This is a genomic window from Desulfobulbus oligotrophicus (assembly GCF_016446285.1).
GTDB lineage: Bacteria > Desulfobacterota > Desulfobulbia > Desulfobulbales > Desulfobulbaceae > Desulfobulbus > Desulfobulbus oligotrophicus.
The window spans coordinates 842,045-856,833 of record NZ_CP054140.1; the positions used below are offsets into that span (position 1 = coordinate 842,045).

Genomic DNA, 14,789 nt, shown 5'->3' on the forward strand with positions numbered 1-14,789 from the left:
CTTATTGTACACTGGTGACCGGCCTCATCCCCATCATAAAACAGCCCACGCTGGACACCATTTTTTGCACAAACATCATCTTCACACCACAACCCTACAATCAACTTCAACGACCAGGTACCGGTCGCTGCAAGATGGTGTCACGAAGAAAATCACGGTCGTTTTTCTCTGGATAATCAACAATATAATGCAGACCTCGCGACTCTTTCCGCAAACTGGCACTCTGCACAATCAGATCAGCAAGCACCGCTAGATTACGCAGCTCAACCAGATCAGGAGTGAGCAGGTAATCAAAAAAATGCTCCTTAATCTCCGTCAACATGAAGGTGAGGCGATTCTGAATCAGGTCTAACCGCTTTTGACGCCGAACAATACCAACATAATCCCACATCAACTGCCGCAGCTGATTCCAGTTGTGGGTTACAAGGATAGACTCGTCCAACACCTCTGCACCTCCAGCCCGCCACGGATCAACAGCAAGAGCTGGCAGTTGACGGATAGCCACAATGTGTTCCCGTAACCAGTGCACTGCACGATGAGCAAACACAACAGCCTCGAGCAATGAATTCGAAGCCAACCTGTTGGCACCATGCAACCCTGTGCAGGCTGTTTCACCAAGAGCAAGAAGATTAGTGATTGAGCTGCATCCCCATTCGTCCACCAACACGCCACCGCACATGTAGTGGGCTGCCGGAACCACCGGAATGGGTACCTGCGTTAAATCAACACCATACTGTCTGCAGGTCGCATAGATATTGGGGAAACGTTCCCTGAGAAAGTCTGCAGGTTTATGGCTGATGTCAAGAAATACACAATCATCTCCAGTTGCTTTCATCTCAGCATCAATACCGCGGGCCACAGCATCCCTGGTTGCCAAATCACCTCTGGCATCGTATTTCTTCATAAACGGGTGCCCCTGCCGGTTAATCAACACCCCCCCCTCACCACGCACTGCTTCTGAAATCAGGAAATTCTTCACCTCCCTGTTGAAGAAGCAGGTAGGGTGAAACTGAACAAACTCCAGGTTAGCCACCTTGGCGCCGGCACGGTAGGCCATGACCACCCCGTCACCGGTGGCAATATCCGGATTCGTCGTATACAGATAGACCTTACCGCATCCACCGGTACAGAGTACAGTGACACCGGCATAGTACACCTCGACCTCACCGGTCTGTCGATCAAGAACATAGGCGCCCAGACAGCGATCCCCCTCCTTCCCCCCCTTACCTCGTCTAGAAGCCTTTGACTCCATGAGAAGATCAATGGCCAGATGGTTCTCCAGCACCCGGATATTTGTATTGGCCGCCACCTGGGCCAACAGAGCCCGCTCGATCTCCCTTCCCGTCAGATCCGAGGCATGGGCGACCCGCCGCGTCGAGTGCCCACCTTCCATTCCAAGGTCAAACTCTTCACCATCCCGGCCTCTCTGGAAGCGCACCCCCAGCTCCATCAACTCGCGCACCCGGTCAGGGCCCTCAGTGGTCACTATACGAACGATGTCCACATCGCACAGACCATCACCCGAGACCAGAGTGTCGTTAATGTGAGCTTCAACCGAATCCTCAACAGAGAGGACCGCAGCAACTCCGCCTTGCGCAAGATTCGTCGCTGTATCCGCACTGTTTTTTTTAGTAATCAACGTGACACTGGAAAAAGCTGCTGCCTTTAAGGCAAACGAAAGACCAGACACTCCACTGCCGACAATCAGCACATCGCAAAATTCTGTCATGTCTTTAACCGAACCGATGTTTCACGTGAAACATCGGGTAAAAGGAGAAGGGGTGCGTAAAAAAGGAGCTGTTCTCTATGGCGCTAGGGTATAGTATGTTGTTAAATGTTTCATCAAGAAAACAACAAAGAGGAAATGTTTGGTGGATACACGTATTATTGCCTTGGCAAACCAGAAGGGCGGGGTGGGGAAGACCACCACAGCCCTGAACCTTGCCGCTGCTGTGGCGGAAAAAGGGAAACGCGTGCTGCTGGTCGACTCTGACCCGCAAGGCAACGCGACCAGTGGTGTTGGTGCATTATCGAATGATGCCGGTCATGAAAAAAGCATCTACCACTGTTACATTGGAGCCAGGGAGATTGCCGACTGTGTTTTGCCGACAAGATCAAAAAACCTGTCAGTGCTGCCTGCTTCCATTGACCTTGTGGGTGTTGAGGTTGAGCTGATCAACATGGAGAATCGGGAGAAGCGCTTGAAGAACTTGCTGCGATCGGTTCGATCGCGTTTCCACTATATCTTCATCGACTGTCCTCCGTCACTTGGGCTGCTGACCATTAACAGCCTGACAGCCGCAGATTCTATTTTAATTCCTCTGCAGTGTGAATACTTTGCCCTGGAAGGACTGGCGCAGTTAATACATACTATCCGCAAAGTCAGAAAGAATCTCAACCGGGACCTGTACATTGAAGGCGTGCTGCTGACCATGTACGACCGCCGTAACCGTTTAACGCTTTCGGTGGCCAATGAGATTCACAAACACTTTGGCCCCCAGGTCTACCAGACGGTAATTCCACGTAACGTCCGGCTGAGCGAAAGTCCCAGTCACGGTAAATCTATTTTTGAATACGATGCCACATCCACCGGCGCCAAGGCGTATCGGCAGCTGGGTATCGAGTTTCTCAAACGAATCAAAACGAGGGTCTGATTCATGGTAAAAAGTGTATTGGGGAGAGGCGTCGGTGCTCTGTTACCGGAAGAGAGCCAAGACGATGCCGATCGATTTTTCATGTGTGATGTCGACAAAATATCAACAAACCCCAACCAGCCACGCAGCCATTTTGACGAGGAAAAACTACAGCAACTGGCTGATTCGATACAAGAAAAAGGAATCATTCAGCCGCTGCTGGTCACTCGCAAGGCGAGTAACCGATACGTGCTGATAGCCGGCGAACGCCGTCTGCGGGCCGCCAGGATGCTGGGCCACGAAGAGGTCCCGGTGGTCGTGATGGAAGAGGGGGATGACCGGGAAAGTCTGGAATTGGCCCTGATTGAAAACATTCAGCGTCATGACCTGAACCCCATTGAAGAGGCTCTGGCCTACACCCGCTTAATGGAGGAGTTTAATCTGACACAGGAAGATGTTGCCAAAAAAGTCGGTCGCCAACGATCAACCATAACCAATGTCCTCCGACTGCTTCAACTCCCGGAATCTGTCCGCAATGATGTAATCTGCGGCACAATAAGCGAGGGACATGCTCGTGTTCTCCTTCGTGTCAAAGATGACCCTGACCGGTTACAAGACGTACGTGATCGGATTATCAAAGACCAGCTGTCAGTACGCGCCACAGAGCGAATATGTACACAACAACCGCAAAGCGACGCACAGCCGGCTGACAAGGTGAAGAGACCTTCTCCGGAGGAGTTGCCCAAATCGTACTGTGCGGCAGTCGTCAATCAGCTGACCAATCAACTGCATACCAAGGTCCGAATCGTACAGCAGGGAAAACGCGGGCGTCTGGAAATTGAGTACTACTCAAGTGACGATCTCGATCGACTGCTAAGCCTGCTGTCCACCTGAAACGGTGTGCATGCGACAACACAAAGGGTGTGCAACCGGAACCGGACAAAACCGCCCCACACAAAACCGGAATGCTGCAACACCCTCTTTTTACATACTGCCTGCCGAACATTTTTTCTACCTGTCCCGCTGTTCAACACGTCCGATTAGGTTGAAATTTACAGAGGAGAGCTGTACAAAGGTCTGGGATGTGTCGGACACACGGAGCCATGTTGGTTTGGTATCTGCAGCGCTCAATTACGGCAGATGTGTTCTGCGAGCTTTTGCCGGATACGGTCGGTTCATGCAATGTCCCCTCTGACGAACAAGGAGGTCCTTACTGAGCAACCCGCTGATCTTCCCCTGGATTGTGCTATGAAAATGATAGGGCGTTTGGGTACGTTAATTCTGATTGCGGTTTTGAGTGTACCAGCGGCTGCAGCTGCAGTGGACATGGCCAGTATTGTTGATAATGATATCAACATGAGGTCAGGACCGGGTATGCAACATGCTGTAATCTGGAAGCTCGATGCGGGATTTCCGGTGGAAATTCTCAGTACCAGGGGAGAGTGGGTGCAGGTTCGTGATTTCGAGGGGGCGAGCGGGTGGGTGCACAATAAAAAGATAGACAGGACACCGCATATGATCGTCAAGGCCAACAGGGGGACCAGTCAACAGATCAATGTTCGCAGTGAGCCGAACATCAATGCCGCAGTCGTTGCCACAGCCCGGTACGGGGTTGTCTTTAAAACCCTGACCACTCAGGATGGCTGGGTTCAGGTGCTCCACGAGAAGGGGACCACCGGCTGGGTAGACGGTCGACTGCTGTGGGGGTTTTAAAAAAGGTTGCTAACAGATCCATCACTACACTCAGCGATTCTACAAGGTGTGTCGCACTCCCCCATCGCTTTGTTCGGATGGGCTGCAGGGAACAGACAACATGTATGACGCGACGCACACGTCCTCTATGATTCCGGACAAAAAACTCATAAAACTTCGCTTTGAGAAAGCGGCCGCCACCTATGAACAGCAGGCTGTTGTTCAGGCACGAGTGGCTGCACGGCTGCTCAACCTCTTGCAAAAAATCGTACCCGAGCTCAAGCCTGCGGATGTTCTTGAGATCGGGTGCTGCACTGGTCTGCTTACAGAAAAAACCCTGACGCGATTTCCCGGGATAGAACACTTTACCCTCTGTGATCTGGTCGCGTCCTTTGAGCAGCATGTATGCAGAAGAATAGGTACCCATGCACACAAACTCACCTTCCTGCCGGGTGACATTGAGGTGGTCCCGTTACCAGACCGGTACGACCTGATCATATCCTCATCCACCTTACACTGGGTGCATGATTTACCAGGCTTGTGTGCAAAACTGCACGGTCATCTGTACCCTGACTCGATTTTAGCGTTTTCCCTCTACGGGACAGACAACCTGCGGGAGATCCGCACCATAGCAGGAAAAGGGCTGAACTATCGTACTCTTGACCAGCTCCGGAACGTGGTGGCAGAGCGTTTTGACGTTTTAGCTGCCGGTGAGACCAGGGAAACACTCTGGTATACCGATCCTGTTGCCGTCCTTCAACACCTGCGGGCAACCGGTGTCAACTCCATCGGCCAACAGGCCTGGACCCGTCGGCAGATCGCCACCTTTATCACTGATTACACTGCTCGCTTCTCCGGTGCGCAGGGGGTTTGTTTGACCTATCATCCGATGTTTATCGTAGCCCGCCCCAAAAGATGAGCCCGCTGTCAGACACCTCGAATACACTACAGGAAAGTTCAAGATGAAGGCTCAGCAAACCATAGCAGTCGCGGGTATTGATACCGATGTGGGCAAGTCCTATGCAACCGGTCTTTTAGCTCGCTATCTGTCAAACCAGGGGAAGTCGGTGAGCACCATGAAACTGGTGCAGACAGGATGTCAGGGAATTTCAGAAGATATTCAGTTACACCGCAGGCTCATGGAGCAGCCTCTGACCGAGTTTGATCAGGCAGGAACAACCTGCCCCTATGTGTTTCCATTCCCGGCTTCTCCACACCTGTCCTCACGCATGGCCGGTGTACCCATTGCTCTCGACAGGCTTGATCAGGCCATGGCCACCCTGCAGGCACAGTATCAATGGCTTTTAGTTGAAGGGGCCGGGGGATTACTGGTTCCATTAAACCAGCAACTCCTGCTGCTCGATTACTTTGCGACCAAACGCCTCCCCATGGTTCTGGTAACCTCACCACGCCTGGGTTCCATCAACCATACCCGTTTAAGCATTGAGGCGATCAAGCATCGAAACATCAACCTGCTCGGTCTGGTGTACAACCTCTTTGGTGATCATCCCCGGGACATTGTCCAGGACACCTTGCATGAAAGCAGACGCGCCCTGGCTGATTATGACTATCCCGCCACTGTTGTCCTGATGGCAAATATCAAGGAGAGCACAGCCTGCTCCTGGGCACAGCTGATCTCTGGAATGCCGGGGTGCGATCTATGAATGGCTCCGTCACAGCCCGGTCTCACGTCGAATTTTACAGCCTGAAAACAGTGTGTACGATTCTTTCGCGACGAGCTGCACCGCTGACCGGACTCTCCTGCCTGCAGGCTACCGGAACCATGGCCGACTGAGACAGTTGTACACTACCTGGCAAGGTAGACTGTACAGTACTGCGTAGGTACATTGAGGCATTAACCCTTGGTTTATTTTCAGAAAAACAACGTATAGTCCTGCCGTATTCAGATCACCAACACCTCTCCAGCGTGAAAAAAATCCGAATTACCCGTTCATTGTGTCCGACAACCGTGCGTCCATGAAAAATAAATGTGTGGTCATAGGTATTGGCAATCCGTACGTACAGGATGACCGGGCCGGTATCGTTGTTGTGGAACAGTTGAGGAGTCAGCACCCCAACTGTCAGACTGCGTGTATCTATTCAGCCGGTTTTGAGGTTCTGGACAAAATCAGAGGGTATGAAAACGCCATCATTGTTGATGCCTGCAGGTTTGGTATCGCTCCCGGTACCATTTTAGAGGTCACAGCGGATGATATCCTGATCCCCCCCACCTCGATCAACTCTCACACCGTCCCCCTTGGCGCAACGTTGCATACCGGGTATGTCTGTTTCCCCAACGAAATGCCTCATGCTATCCGTATTTTCCTGATCGAAGTCAAGGAGATTGAAGAGTTTAGACAACGGATGTCGCCGGAGATTGAGCACAGTGTGGAGGAGGTGGTGAACCGGATTACCATCCTGCTCAACACTATCAACACCGAAGAGCAACCCTGGTTGCCACGAACACCCCGATGATCAAGCACTCTTTTGCCCTACAACCGGTCGACGTCTTGACATGGTTTCTTCCTGACAGACACCTTGTCCACCTTGAACCGCTGACACAGGGTAATATCAACGACACCTGGCGGGTAGAAATCGCAGGAGGCCAATATGCAATCCTGCAACGCTTGCATCCCGAGGTCTTCACTGACGCGGAAATGATCATGGCCAATGTTCGTGCTCTGACCAGGCATCTCAGTCAGACAGGTGAACCGAATATCACCTTTTTCCAGCTGATCAGCAATCCGACAGGCCAGGACCATTATATTGATACAGCCGGTCACTGCTGGCGGCTGTTGACTCACATTGACAACAGTCGCCTCCTTGTCCGGGTCACCACACCGGAACAGGCCTGCAGTATTGGCCGTCTGCTCGGTCGTTTTCACATATTAACCGCAAATCTTGACTCCCAAACTCTTACTGATCCATTACCCGACTTTCATATCACCCCCAGATACCTGGAGCATTACGACCAGCTGTCCACGGCCTGGCGACCGGTGGATGAGAACGAGCAGTTTTGTCGGGAATTTATCGAAACCGTACGGCCCATGGTTTCTCTTCTGGAAGACTCGAGACACAGGCTCACGCACCGGGTGATTCACGGAGATCCCAAAGTTGCCAACTTTTTATTTGCCCGGGATGAAGACAGAGCTGTCAGTCTAATTGATTTTGACACGGTCAAACCCGGTCTGCTCCTTCATGACCTTGCTGATTGCCTGCGTTCCTGCTGCAACCCTCAGGGAGAGTGGCAAACGACTCCGGAAAAGACACGCTTTCGCCCGGAACTGTTTGAAGCACTCATGGCCGGATATCTGGACCAGGCGGCCCATCTTCTCTCAGCCGGCGATCGGGAACTGCTTGTCCCGGCAACCGCACTCATCAGTTTTGAATTAGGACTGCGCTTCTTCATCGACCACTTAGAAGGAGATCGGTACTTCAAAATCACGAAGCACGGAGACAACCTGCATCGGGCCCTGGTCCAATTTCATCTGCACCGGTCGATCAGCAAACAGTACCATGCGCTGAACAAACGGCTGCTTCCTCTACTGGCACAATATGATATCGATCCACAGTAAGGGCATTGTAACCGGCCGGGACTGCAACCTTGCAATTGTTGATCAGCCGGTATATAGCGTTGTACGCATGCTGCCACATTTTTTTTGAAGCTACCTCGGCTGTCCAGCTCGGAAGAGCGGGGCTATCAGCTAATTTTTTCCAGACGAGAACATCATGATCATCAGTCCAGGAAAAACCGTTACCATCACCTACACACTGACCCTGGACAATGGTGAAACCGTTGACAGCAATGTCGGGGATGAACCGCTTACCTATGTTCAGGGAGAGGAACTGCTCCTGTTTGGTTTGGAACAAAAATTGGCGGGCAAAAAAACCGGTGACAGTTTCAGGGTCAGTATTGCACCTGAAGATGGATATGGTGAACTATCCGAGGATGCGGTACTTGATATTCCTCTGGAACAACTACCTGAACAGGGAAGGAAAAAAGATGCAATCGTCACGGCTGTGGGGCCGCAGGGACAGGAGCTGCAAGGTGTGGTGATCTCGATCAGTAAAACATCGGCCACCCTTGATTTCAATCACCCTCTGGCCGGCAAGACTCTGTATTTTGAACTCACCGTTCTTGATGTGAACTGACCCTGGATTACTCTGAACGCCCATGACAACAGTCTCTCCCTTTACTGTAGAAGGCCGATCCAGTGAATGTGGCGCCCGGTACGGCCAACTGTCCACACTCCACGGTACCGTCCAAACTCCGGTCTTCATGCCCGTGGGTACGCAGGCAACAGTGAAGGCCATGAGCCCGGAAAACCTGATTGACGCCGGCGCGCAAATCATTCTTGGCAACACGTATCATCTCTTTATCCGGCCTGGTCATGAACTCATCCGTTCTTTAGGCGGTCTGCACAGATTCATGCACTGGGATCGACCGATTTTAACCGACTCCGGAGGATTTCAGATATTCAGCCTCCAGGAGCTGGCCGAAATCTCAGAAGAAGGCGCAGCCTTTCGCTCCCACCTCGACGGTTCACGCCTTTATCTCAGCCCGGAGGATGCAGTCCATATCCAGGAGGCACTCGGAGCTGACATCATGATGGCTCTGGATACATGTATTCCGTACCCGGCCGATTACGATACGGCTCGCCGGGCCACCGCTCTGACAGCCCGTTGGGCAAGACGCTGCCGGAATGTCCAGAAGAACTCAACGGGTCAACATCTGTTCGGTATCGTCCAGGGTGGGATGTTTCCAGATCTGCGACTGGAAGCAATTGAGCAGTTAATGGAGACAGGCTTTGATGGCTACGCTTTAGGGGGCTTATCTGTAGGGGAACCCAAGGAGTTGATGTATGAGATCCTTGAAGCCACTACCGCGCATCTTCCGGAAGATCACGCCCGTTATCTCATGGGGGTCGGAACGCCGGAAGATCTGGTTGAAGGGGTGTACCATGGCCTTGATATGTTTGACTGTGTCATGCCAACCCGCAATGCCCGCAATGGAATGCTCTTTACTTCACGCGGCAGAGTTGTTATAAAAAATGCGTGTTTCCAGCAAGACCATCGACCTGTTGATGAAAATTGCGAGTGCTACACCTGCCGCCACTACTCACGCGCCTATTTACGACACCTGTTCCAAAGCCGGGAGATTCTGGCGTATCAGTTAAACAGCATCCACAATATCCATTATTACTGCACGCTGATGAAAGAGATGCGAACAGCCATTCGTGAAGATCGGTTTCTTGCCTTTCGCCGTGCTTTTTATCAACAACGTGCTTAAATCGTTTTTACACCCCAAACCAACTACAAAAAGGAGTACTTCATGACAGGAGTTGCTTGGGCGGCCGATGCAGCCGCTGCACCCGGAGGAATGGCTGGTTTTGCCCAGTTTGTTCCGTTGATTCTTATTTTTGTTGTCTTTTATTTTCTGCTTATTCGACCGCAGCAGAAAAGAGCCAAAGAACACCAGAATTATCTGACAAATCTAAAACGAGGCGATCGCGTCATCACCGGTGGAGGAATTCATGGGGTCATCACCAGTCTCACCGATACCGTTGTCACCCTGGAGATCGCTGAAAATGTTCGCATTAAGGTCAGCCGTAGTGCCATCGCCGGTTCTGCCACCGATACCGACAAGGTGCAGACCAAGAGCGCAGGCTGAAGCCTGAGAGGGTGCAATTGATTTTCATCGTGTATGAAAACCATGTCCAGGTAAATATCTACAGTAGCTGCGGTCCAATGACCGGATTGCAGGGCATCCGCTGCTACAGGCAAACTCTTTATGGACAGCCGTAAAGCTGATGATCAGTTTTACGGCTTTTCTTTCATGGAAGCAATGGAACAGGTGGTGTTCAACGGGCACACCGGCAACCACTCGGTTCAGGTGATCGACAAAAACGGTCTGCGAATCTTGAAATTCGGCACTGAGGAACAGCAAACCTGTCTTGATCTTGCTGAGCCGTGGGTTCTGCAACTGACCTACACCCAATGGATGGCCATGGCGTCACTTCTCCATCCTGATCCAACCCGGTTCCTCATAGCCGGACTGGGAGGTGGTGCCATACCGCATTTTCTCCTTCATTTCTTTCCGCACGCTCGCATTGATGTGGTTGAAAAAGAGCAGTTGGTCATTGATGTGGCTCATGATTGCTTCGATCTGCCTCGCCACGGCAGATTACGAATCTTCTGCCAGGATGTGCTGACATTTTTGTCTGTTCATCCGACCAGTAGCTACGATGTCATTTTTCTTGATATTTTCGATCCTGGAGCCATGGCTCCAGCCCTTTTTGAACCGAGACTGTACCATGCCCTCCTGGCGAGACTGGATAGCCGGGGGGTTTTAGCGGTCAACCTGTGGAGTGGACACAAAAAGATGTATCAACAGGCTTTGCAGACAATAACTGCAGCCAGCCGTGGTCAACTGTTAAAGGTGCAGGAGCATCAACACACCAATATAATCCTGCTCGTCTTCCCGGACTCCATTCCCTTTGCTGCCATCAAACAGGCGCTTAAACGCAGTAAAGAGTATCAGCAGCGCTACAACCTGGATGCCCCTCGATTTCTTAAACGATTGCGCCGAACCAACCCTCTGCCGATACTGCGCTCTCTTCTCGGCTGACCTCTATCCGTCCAGCTACTCCTACCTCCGCCAAACTGACAAACCACTCCTTACAAAATTATGGGGATCAGACAGATAGCAGTGTTGTCGGCTATTAAAAAGATGCTGCTCCGGTTATCGTGGAATGTACCGGAGACCAGAGACGATAGGCATGCTCTGCCCTGAAGATTACCCACGATACGATTCTCAATAATGGACCGTCGGGCTCAACGATAGCAGAGACGCGTTTAGATCGGCGATGTAGAGGAAGTACCCGGGAGCACTGTATAATACCGAAGCCCGGCACAGGCACGACAGACAGTGCCTCCGTCCAGTTGCTGCTCCCTACAGTCTTGCACCCAGTCACCGCACTGGCTGCACTGCACCCTGCGGATGGGACGTCCCGGCATATCACTGACAGGGATCTGTACACCGACCTCCTGAAAACTGAACAGTTCAGTCAACGGCATGACCCTGTAGGCCTCTAACTGGCGACGATATTTATCTTCAATTTCAGGGCAGTATTCTGCTGATAGATCTCGCGCTTCCTCACGGGCAACAACGCGGACCGCACGGCCGGTTTCAAGGTTAACAAAGGTGGCGGCCATAATGCCGAAATCAAACCAGCGCAGAGTACGTTTGCCCAGGCTGCATCCGGTAACAGACTGAATGGCATCAGTCGCGCAACGATCAATTTCGACCATCACATACAGTTTTTTCCGATCAGCACCTTTGGGATCGCGAATACCGATCCGCTCCAGGGCAGCGATGGTCATGCGCACACCAATCACCTGACCAGCACAGATATGACCGTGGATCCGGGTGGACTCAGCAAGTAACTCTTCAAATGTTTCCATAAGGGTTGCTCTTTCAAAGTTTGAACAAAAGCTTTCCAGCCAATCTTCTCAAGAATACCAGGCGTTGCCAGACCCGGCTACCTTACTTGCGAGGCACCCTGATGTCAATCTGCAGTCGTCCGCAGATCCTGAATAGTCATGGGGAGCTCATGAGTAATGGTTGCAAACAACTCCTGACAGAATCCACAGCAATCGCAACGATTATCACACAGAGACAGTATGTTGGCAAAATCAAATGACAGCAGACGGTTGTCGACATAAAGACGATCAGCCAACCAGGCCATGGCGTCCATCAGGTCAAGCAGATTACCGTTATAGTTCCGATTGCGATAGGCTGTTATGGCATTGATCAGAAATGAGGCCCCAAGAGTGCGACCACAGAGTTTGATCGTATCCACATGAAAGAGGTAAAGATCAATATCCTCAGGGCGGATAAAAGGTGATTGCAGGATACGATAGGGTTGTTCGCCCAGCAGACGGATACAGCCGAGAGAACAGTTAATCGCGTGCGTATGGTCATGGCCGGTCATATTGGCCAGGGAGATATAGGCGTCATGGGATAACTTGAAGGGACAGAAGGCTAAACAACCCTCGTTCGCCAGCACCTCTATCCTGATGTCCGGTAACTGCTGCCGCAACTCCAGACATACGGCTGCAAGACCATCGAGGTTACGATTAAGAGAACGATCAAGGATAATTTTAGCAGGGCTTTTGAAACCGGTTGCTTGAATATAGTTCAACTGAAATTCTATTTTAGGCAGTGAATCCAGCATCATATTCACACCGGGCACAGCCTCCAGCCGGGCGGCAACCTCCGGATCCCTCTCAGCCAGCGCCTGGATCAGGTAATGATCACAGTAGATCAGGCCATCAAGCACTCCATGGTCGAGATAGTACTCCAGATCATGAATAAGCGGCACAAGACCGTCCTTTTCAAGCAGCATGTCAGGAGGGTAGAACCGGCTGTTGAGCAGGGCATACTTTTTAGGGCCGGACAGCCGTTTCAAATAACCAAGGTTTGTTTGTCGGGCAATGCCCGGTTCAACTTGAATACGGCTGTCAAGGTTTCTCTGATTGTGCAATAAACTGAAGTGAATACTGTCCAGATCCTCGATACAGCCGGTAAGAAACTCTACGTACCTGTCCTCGGGAAGAAAGGGGATATTCAGATAAGGCTTCATGCGGATGTGATACATTTACGTAACAGGGTGTACGGCTCAAGATCCAACAGAGGTGGATCGGTTTGGATGACAACCCGGGTGATCGGATTAACCCGGTCAACCACTGTGCCGTCCTCAAGTTGAAGTTTGATAACGGTAACCGTGATTGGTTCAACAGTGGTGCGGTGCAGACATTCAATCGGATCGCCAAGCGCAAGAACATGACGAGCTTCGACCAGCAGAGGAGAGGTGGCGCGAACGATCCCCACGGGCACATACCGTTGATCACATCTCATTGTATCATACAACATGTCGTCGGATGAAGGGGGTGCATGAAAAAAATTCTCCGTCTGACCACGGGTACCGATCTTGGCCAGTTCACTATCGAAAACCTCGGGAAACACAAGGCTGTCCAGGGGCCGTCCCGAAACAATCTGTTGTCTGAGCCAGTCAAGAGCCTGCCGGTAGACACGCACCACGGCACCAACATAGCCGATGGATTTCATGCGCCCTTCAATTTTGATGGCATTGACCCCTGCATTGACCAGAGCCGGAAGTTGCCTGAGTAAACAGAGATCACGCGAATTAAAAATATACGTCCCGCGATTGTCTTCCTCCACAGGGAAGTACTCTCCGGGGCGCTTTGCCTCAACCAGTGCGTAGGAATAACGACATGGATGCGCACAGTCACCCTGGTTCGCATTCCGGCCGGTAAGATACGTGCTCAACATACACCTCCCGGAATAGGAGATACAAAGTGCGCCATGGACAAAGACCTCCAGTTCAGCATCAGTGGCCGTACGTATGGCCCTGATCTCCTCCAGACCCAGCTCCCGGGCCAGATTGAGGCGGGTTATTCCATGCTGGGCCCAGAAACGGGCACTGGCCTGGTTGGTGACGTTGGCCTGCGTTGACAGGTGGAGTGGCAAGTCAGGGACAACCTGTTGCGCTACAATCAATATTCCCGGATCACTGACGATGCAGCCATCAACATCGATTTCCTGCAGCAGACGTAAGTATGCTTCAAGATCATGAAAATCACGATTGTGAGCAAAAACGTTGACCGTCACATACACCTTCACACCGCGAGCATGGGCAAAATCCACGGCTCGTCGCATTTCCTCTGCATCAAAATTTGCTGCTCGAGCACGAAGACTGTACTTCTGCCCCCCAAGATAGACCGCATCAGCGCCGTAATGTACGGCTGCAATCAACTTCTCGAAGTTGCCGGCGGGAGCGAGTAATTCCGGGATCTGCGGACTCAAAAATTCGGCCATAACCAGTTGAATTAGGAACAGTTAATATTGATAACGATCGATAAAGGGAACAACACCGGAAAGTCTCCACCCTTCCACCTGAAACAGATCTGGCTCTTTATAATTGTCACCTGTGTCGGCTCTGCGGGTTCATGACTGACCTGCAAGATAGTCCTTGCTCCTACGGATGAGCTGTTATAAAGTAACATTGCTACCTTAGCGACCTGTCTAATATTTTCACACACTGCTCACCCGAGAGGGCAAGGAGACAACATGTTAAAAAAAAGTATTTCTAAAACAGGAGCGGCATGCCGTGTTACCTTTAAATATGAAAACGAAGAAAATGCCGAGACAGCCGTGGTGGCGGGAGAGTTTAATGACTGGTCACTGCATGCAACTCCAATGAAAAAACTCAAAGATGGCAGTTTTTCCGTTACTCTCTCCCTACCAACCGGCCATACATATCGCTTTCGTTATGTTCTTGACGGTGGGGTATGGGTTAACGACACTCAGGCTGACGATTACGCACCCAACGAATATGGTGAGACCAATTCTGTCCTGGTTCTCTGAAAAGAAGTTAAATG

16 protein-coding genes are annotated in these 14,789 nt (G+C 51.4%); 12 read left to right on the forward strand and 4 right to left on the reverse strand.

The annotated features are described in order from the left end of the window. Positions 1 to 106: 106 nt before the first annotated feature. On the reverse strand, positions 107 to 1,729 hold the full coding sequence (nadB, locus tag HP555_RS03885) for an L-aspartate oxidase (protein ID WP_199263881.1): 1,623 nt from the start codon (positions 1,727 to 1,729) through the stop codon (positions 107 to 109). Between the two features lie 142 nt (positions 1,730 to 1,871). Here nadB and HP555_RS03890 point away from each other — a divergent pair, with 142 nt between their 5' ends. The 11 genes from HP555_RS03890 to HP555_RS03940 all read left to right on the forward strand — a co-directional run bounded on the left by HP555_RS03890 (position 1,872) and on the right by HP555_RS03940 (position 10,953). Then, on the forward strand, positions 1,872 to 2,654 hold the full coding sequence (locus tag HP555_RS03890; RefSeq protein WP_199263882.1) for a ParA family protein: 783 nt from the start codon (positions 1,872 to 1,874) through the stop codon (positions 2,652 to 2,654). A gap of 3 nt (positions 2,655 to 2,657) precedes the next feature. Next, entirely contained in the window at positions 2,658 to 3,527 is an 870-nt protein-coding gene (locus HP555_RS03895) for a ParB/RepB/Spo0J family partition protein (RefSeq protein WP_199263883.1), read from the forward strand. Between the two features lie 354 nt (positions 3,528 to 3,881). Then, positions 3,882 to 4,346, forward strand: coding sequence for an SH3 domain-containing protein (locus HP555_RS03900; RefSeq protein WP_233249238.1), 465 nt, complete (start codon positions 3,882 to 3,884; stop codon positions 4,344 to 4,346). A gap of 100 nt (positions 4,347 to 4,446) precedes the next feature. Further along, on the forward strand, positions 4,447 to 5,244 hold the full coding sequence (gene bioC, locus HP555_RS03905; RefSeq protein ID WP_199263884.1) for a malonyl-ACP O-methyltransferase BioC: 798 nt from the start codon (positions 4,447 to 4,449) through the stop codon (positions 5,242 to 5,244). Between the two features lie 43 nt (positions 5,245 to 5,287). Next, on the forward strand, positions 5,288 to 5,989 hold the full coding sequence (bioD, locus tag HP555_RS03910; protein ID WP_199263885.1) for a dethiobiotin synthase: 702 nt from the start codon (positions 5,288 to 5,290) through the stop codon (positions 5,987 to 5,989). Positions 5,990 to 6,302: 313 nt separating this feature from the next. Continuing rightward, the gene (locus HP555_RS03915; protein WP_199263886.1) at positions 6,303 to 6,800 is read left to right on the forward strand and encodes a hydrogenase maturation protease; all 498 of its coding nucleotides are present in this window, start codon (positions 6,303 to 6,305) and stop codon (positions 6,798 to 6,800) included. Then, complete coding sequence (locus tag HP555_RS03920; protein WP_199263887.1) at positions 6,797 to 7,900, forward strand: phosphotransferase enzyme family protein; 1,104 nt, start codon at positions 6,797 to 6,799, stop codon at positions 7,898 to 7,900. Before HP555_RS03915 ends, HP555_RS03920 begins: the two co-directional genes overlap by 4 nt. A gap of 154 nt (positions 7,901 to 8,054) precedes the next feature. Continuing rightward, positions 8,055 to 8,477, forward strand: coding sequence for an FKBP-type peptidyl-prolyl cis-trans isomerase (locus HP555_RS03925; protein ID WP_199263888.1), 423 nt, complete (start codon positions 8,055 to 8,057; stop codon positions 8,475 to 8,477). Positions 8,478 to 8,499: 22 nt separating this feature from the next. After that, the gene (gene tgt / locus HP555_RS03930; RefSeq protein ID WP_199263889.1) at positions 8,500 to 9,615 is read left to right on the forward strand and encodes a tRNA guanosine(34) transglycosylase Tgt; all 1,116 of its coding nucleotides are present in this window, start codon (positions 8,500 to 8,502) and stop codon (positions 9,613 to 9,615) included. A gap of 42 nt (positions 9,616 to 9,657) precedes the next feature. Next, positions 9,658 to 9,996: a preprotein translocase subunit YajC gene (yajC, locus tag HP555_RS03935; protein WP_199263890.1), complete on the forward strand. Its 339-nt coding sequence runs from the start codon at positions 9,658 to 9,660 to the stop codon at positions 9,994 to 9,996. A 120-nt stretch (positions 9,997 to 10,116) separates the two neighbouring features. After that, complete coding sequence (locus tag HP555_RS03940; RefSeq protein WP_199263891.1) at positions 10,117 to 10,953, forward strand: spermine/spermidine synthase domain-containing protein; 837 nt, start codon at positions 10,117 to 10,119, stop codon at positions 10,951 to 10,953. Between the two features lie 227 nt (positions 10,954 to 11,180). Here the strand turns inward: HP555_RS03940 and HP555_RS03945 are convergent, their stop codons facing one another. From HP555_RS03945 to HP555_RS03955, 3 genes are all read right to left on the reverse strand, one after another. Next, positions 11,181 to 11,789 (reverse strand): FmdE family protein, encoded by a 609-nt coding sequence (locus HP555_RS03945; RefSeq protein WP_199263892.1) that lies wholly within the window; start codon positions 11,787 to 11,789, stop codon positions 11,181 to 11,183. 104 nt (positions 11,790 to 11,893) lie between these two features. Further along, positions 11,894 to 12,970 carry a hypothetical protein gene (locus HP555_RS03950; protein ID WP_199263893.1) on the reverse strand — a complete coding sequence of 359 codons (1,077 nt, stop codon included), beginning with the start codon at positions 12,968 to 12,970 and terminating at the stop codon, positions 11,894 to 11,896. After that, positions 12,967 to 14,226 (reverse strand): peptidase U32 family protein, encoded by a 1,260-nt coding sequence (locus HP555_RS03955; RefSeq protein WP_199263894.1) that lies wholly within the window; start codon positions 14,224 to 14,226, stop codon positions 12,967 to 12,969. The genes HP555_RS03950 and HP555_RS03955 overlap by 4 nt, the downstream gene beginning before the upstream one ends. A gap of 252 nt (positions 14,227 to 14,478) precedes the next feature. Here HP555_RS03955 and HP555_RS03960 point away from each other — a divergent pair, with 252 nt between their 5' ends. Continuing rightward, positions 14,479 to 14,775, forward strand: a complete 297-nt coding sequence (locus HP555_RS03960) for an isoamylase early set domain-containing protein (protein ID WP_199263895.1) — start codon at positions 14,479 to 14,481, stop codon at positions 14,773 to 14,775. The last annotated feature ends 14 nt before the right edge of the window (positions 14,776 to 14,789 follow it).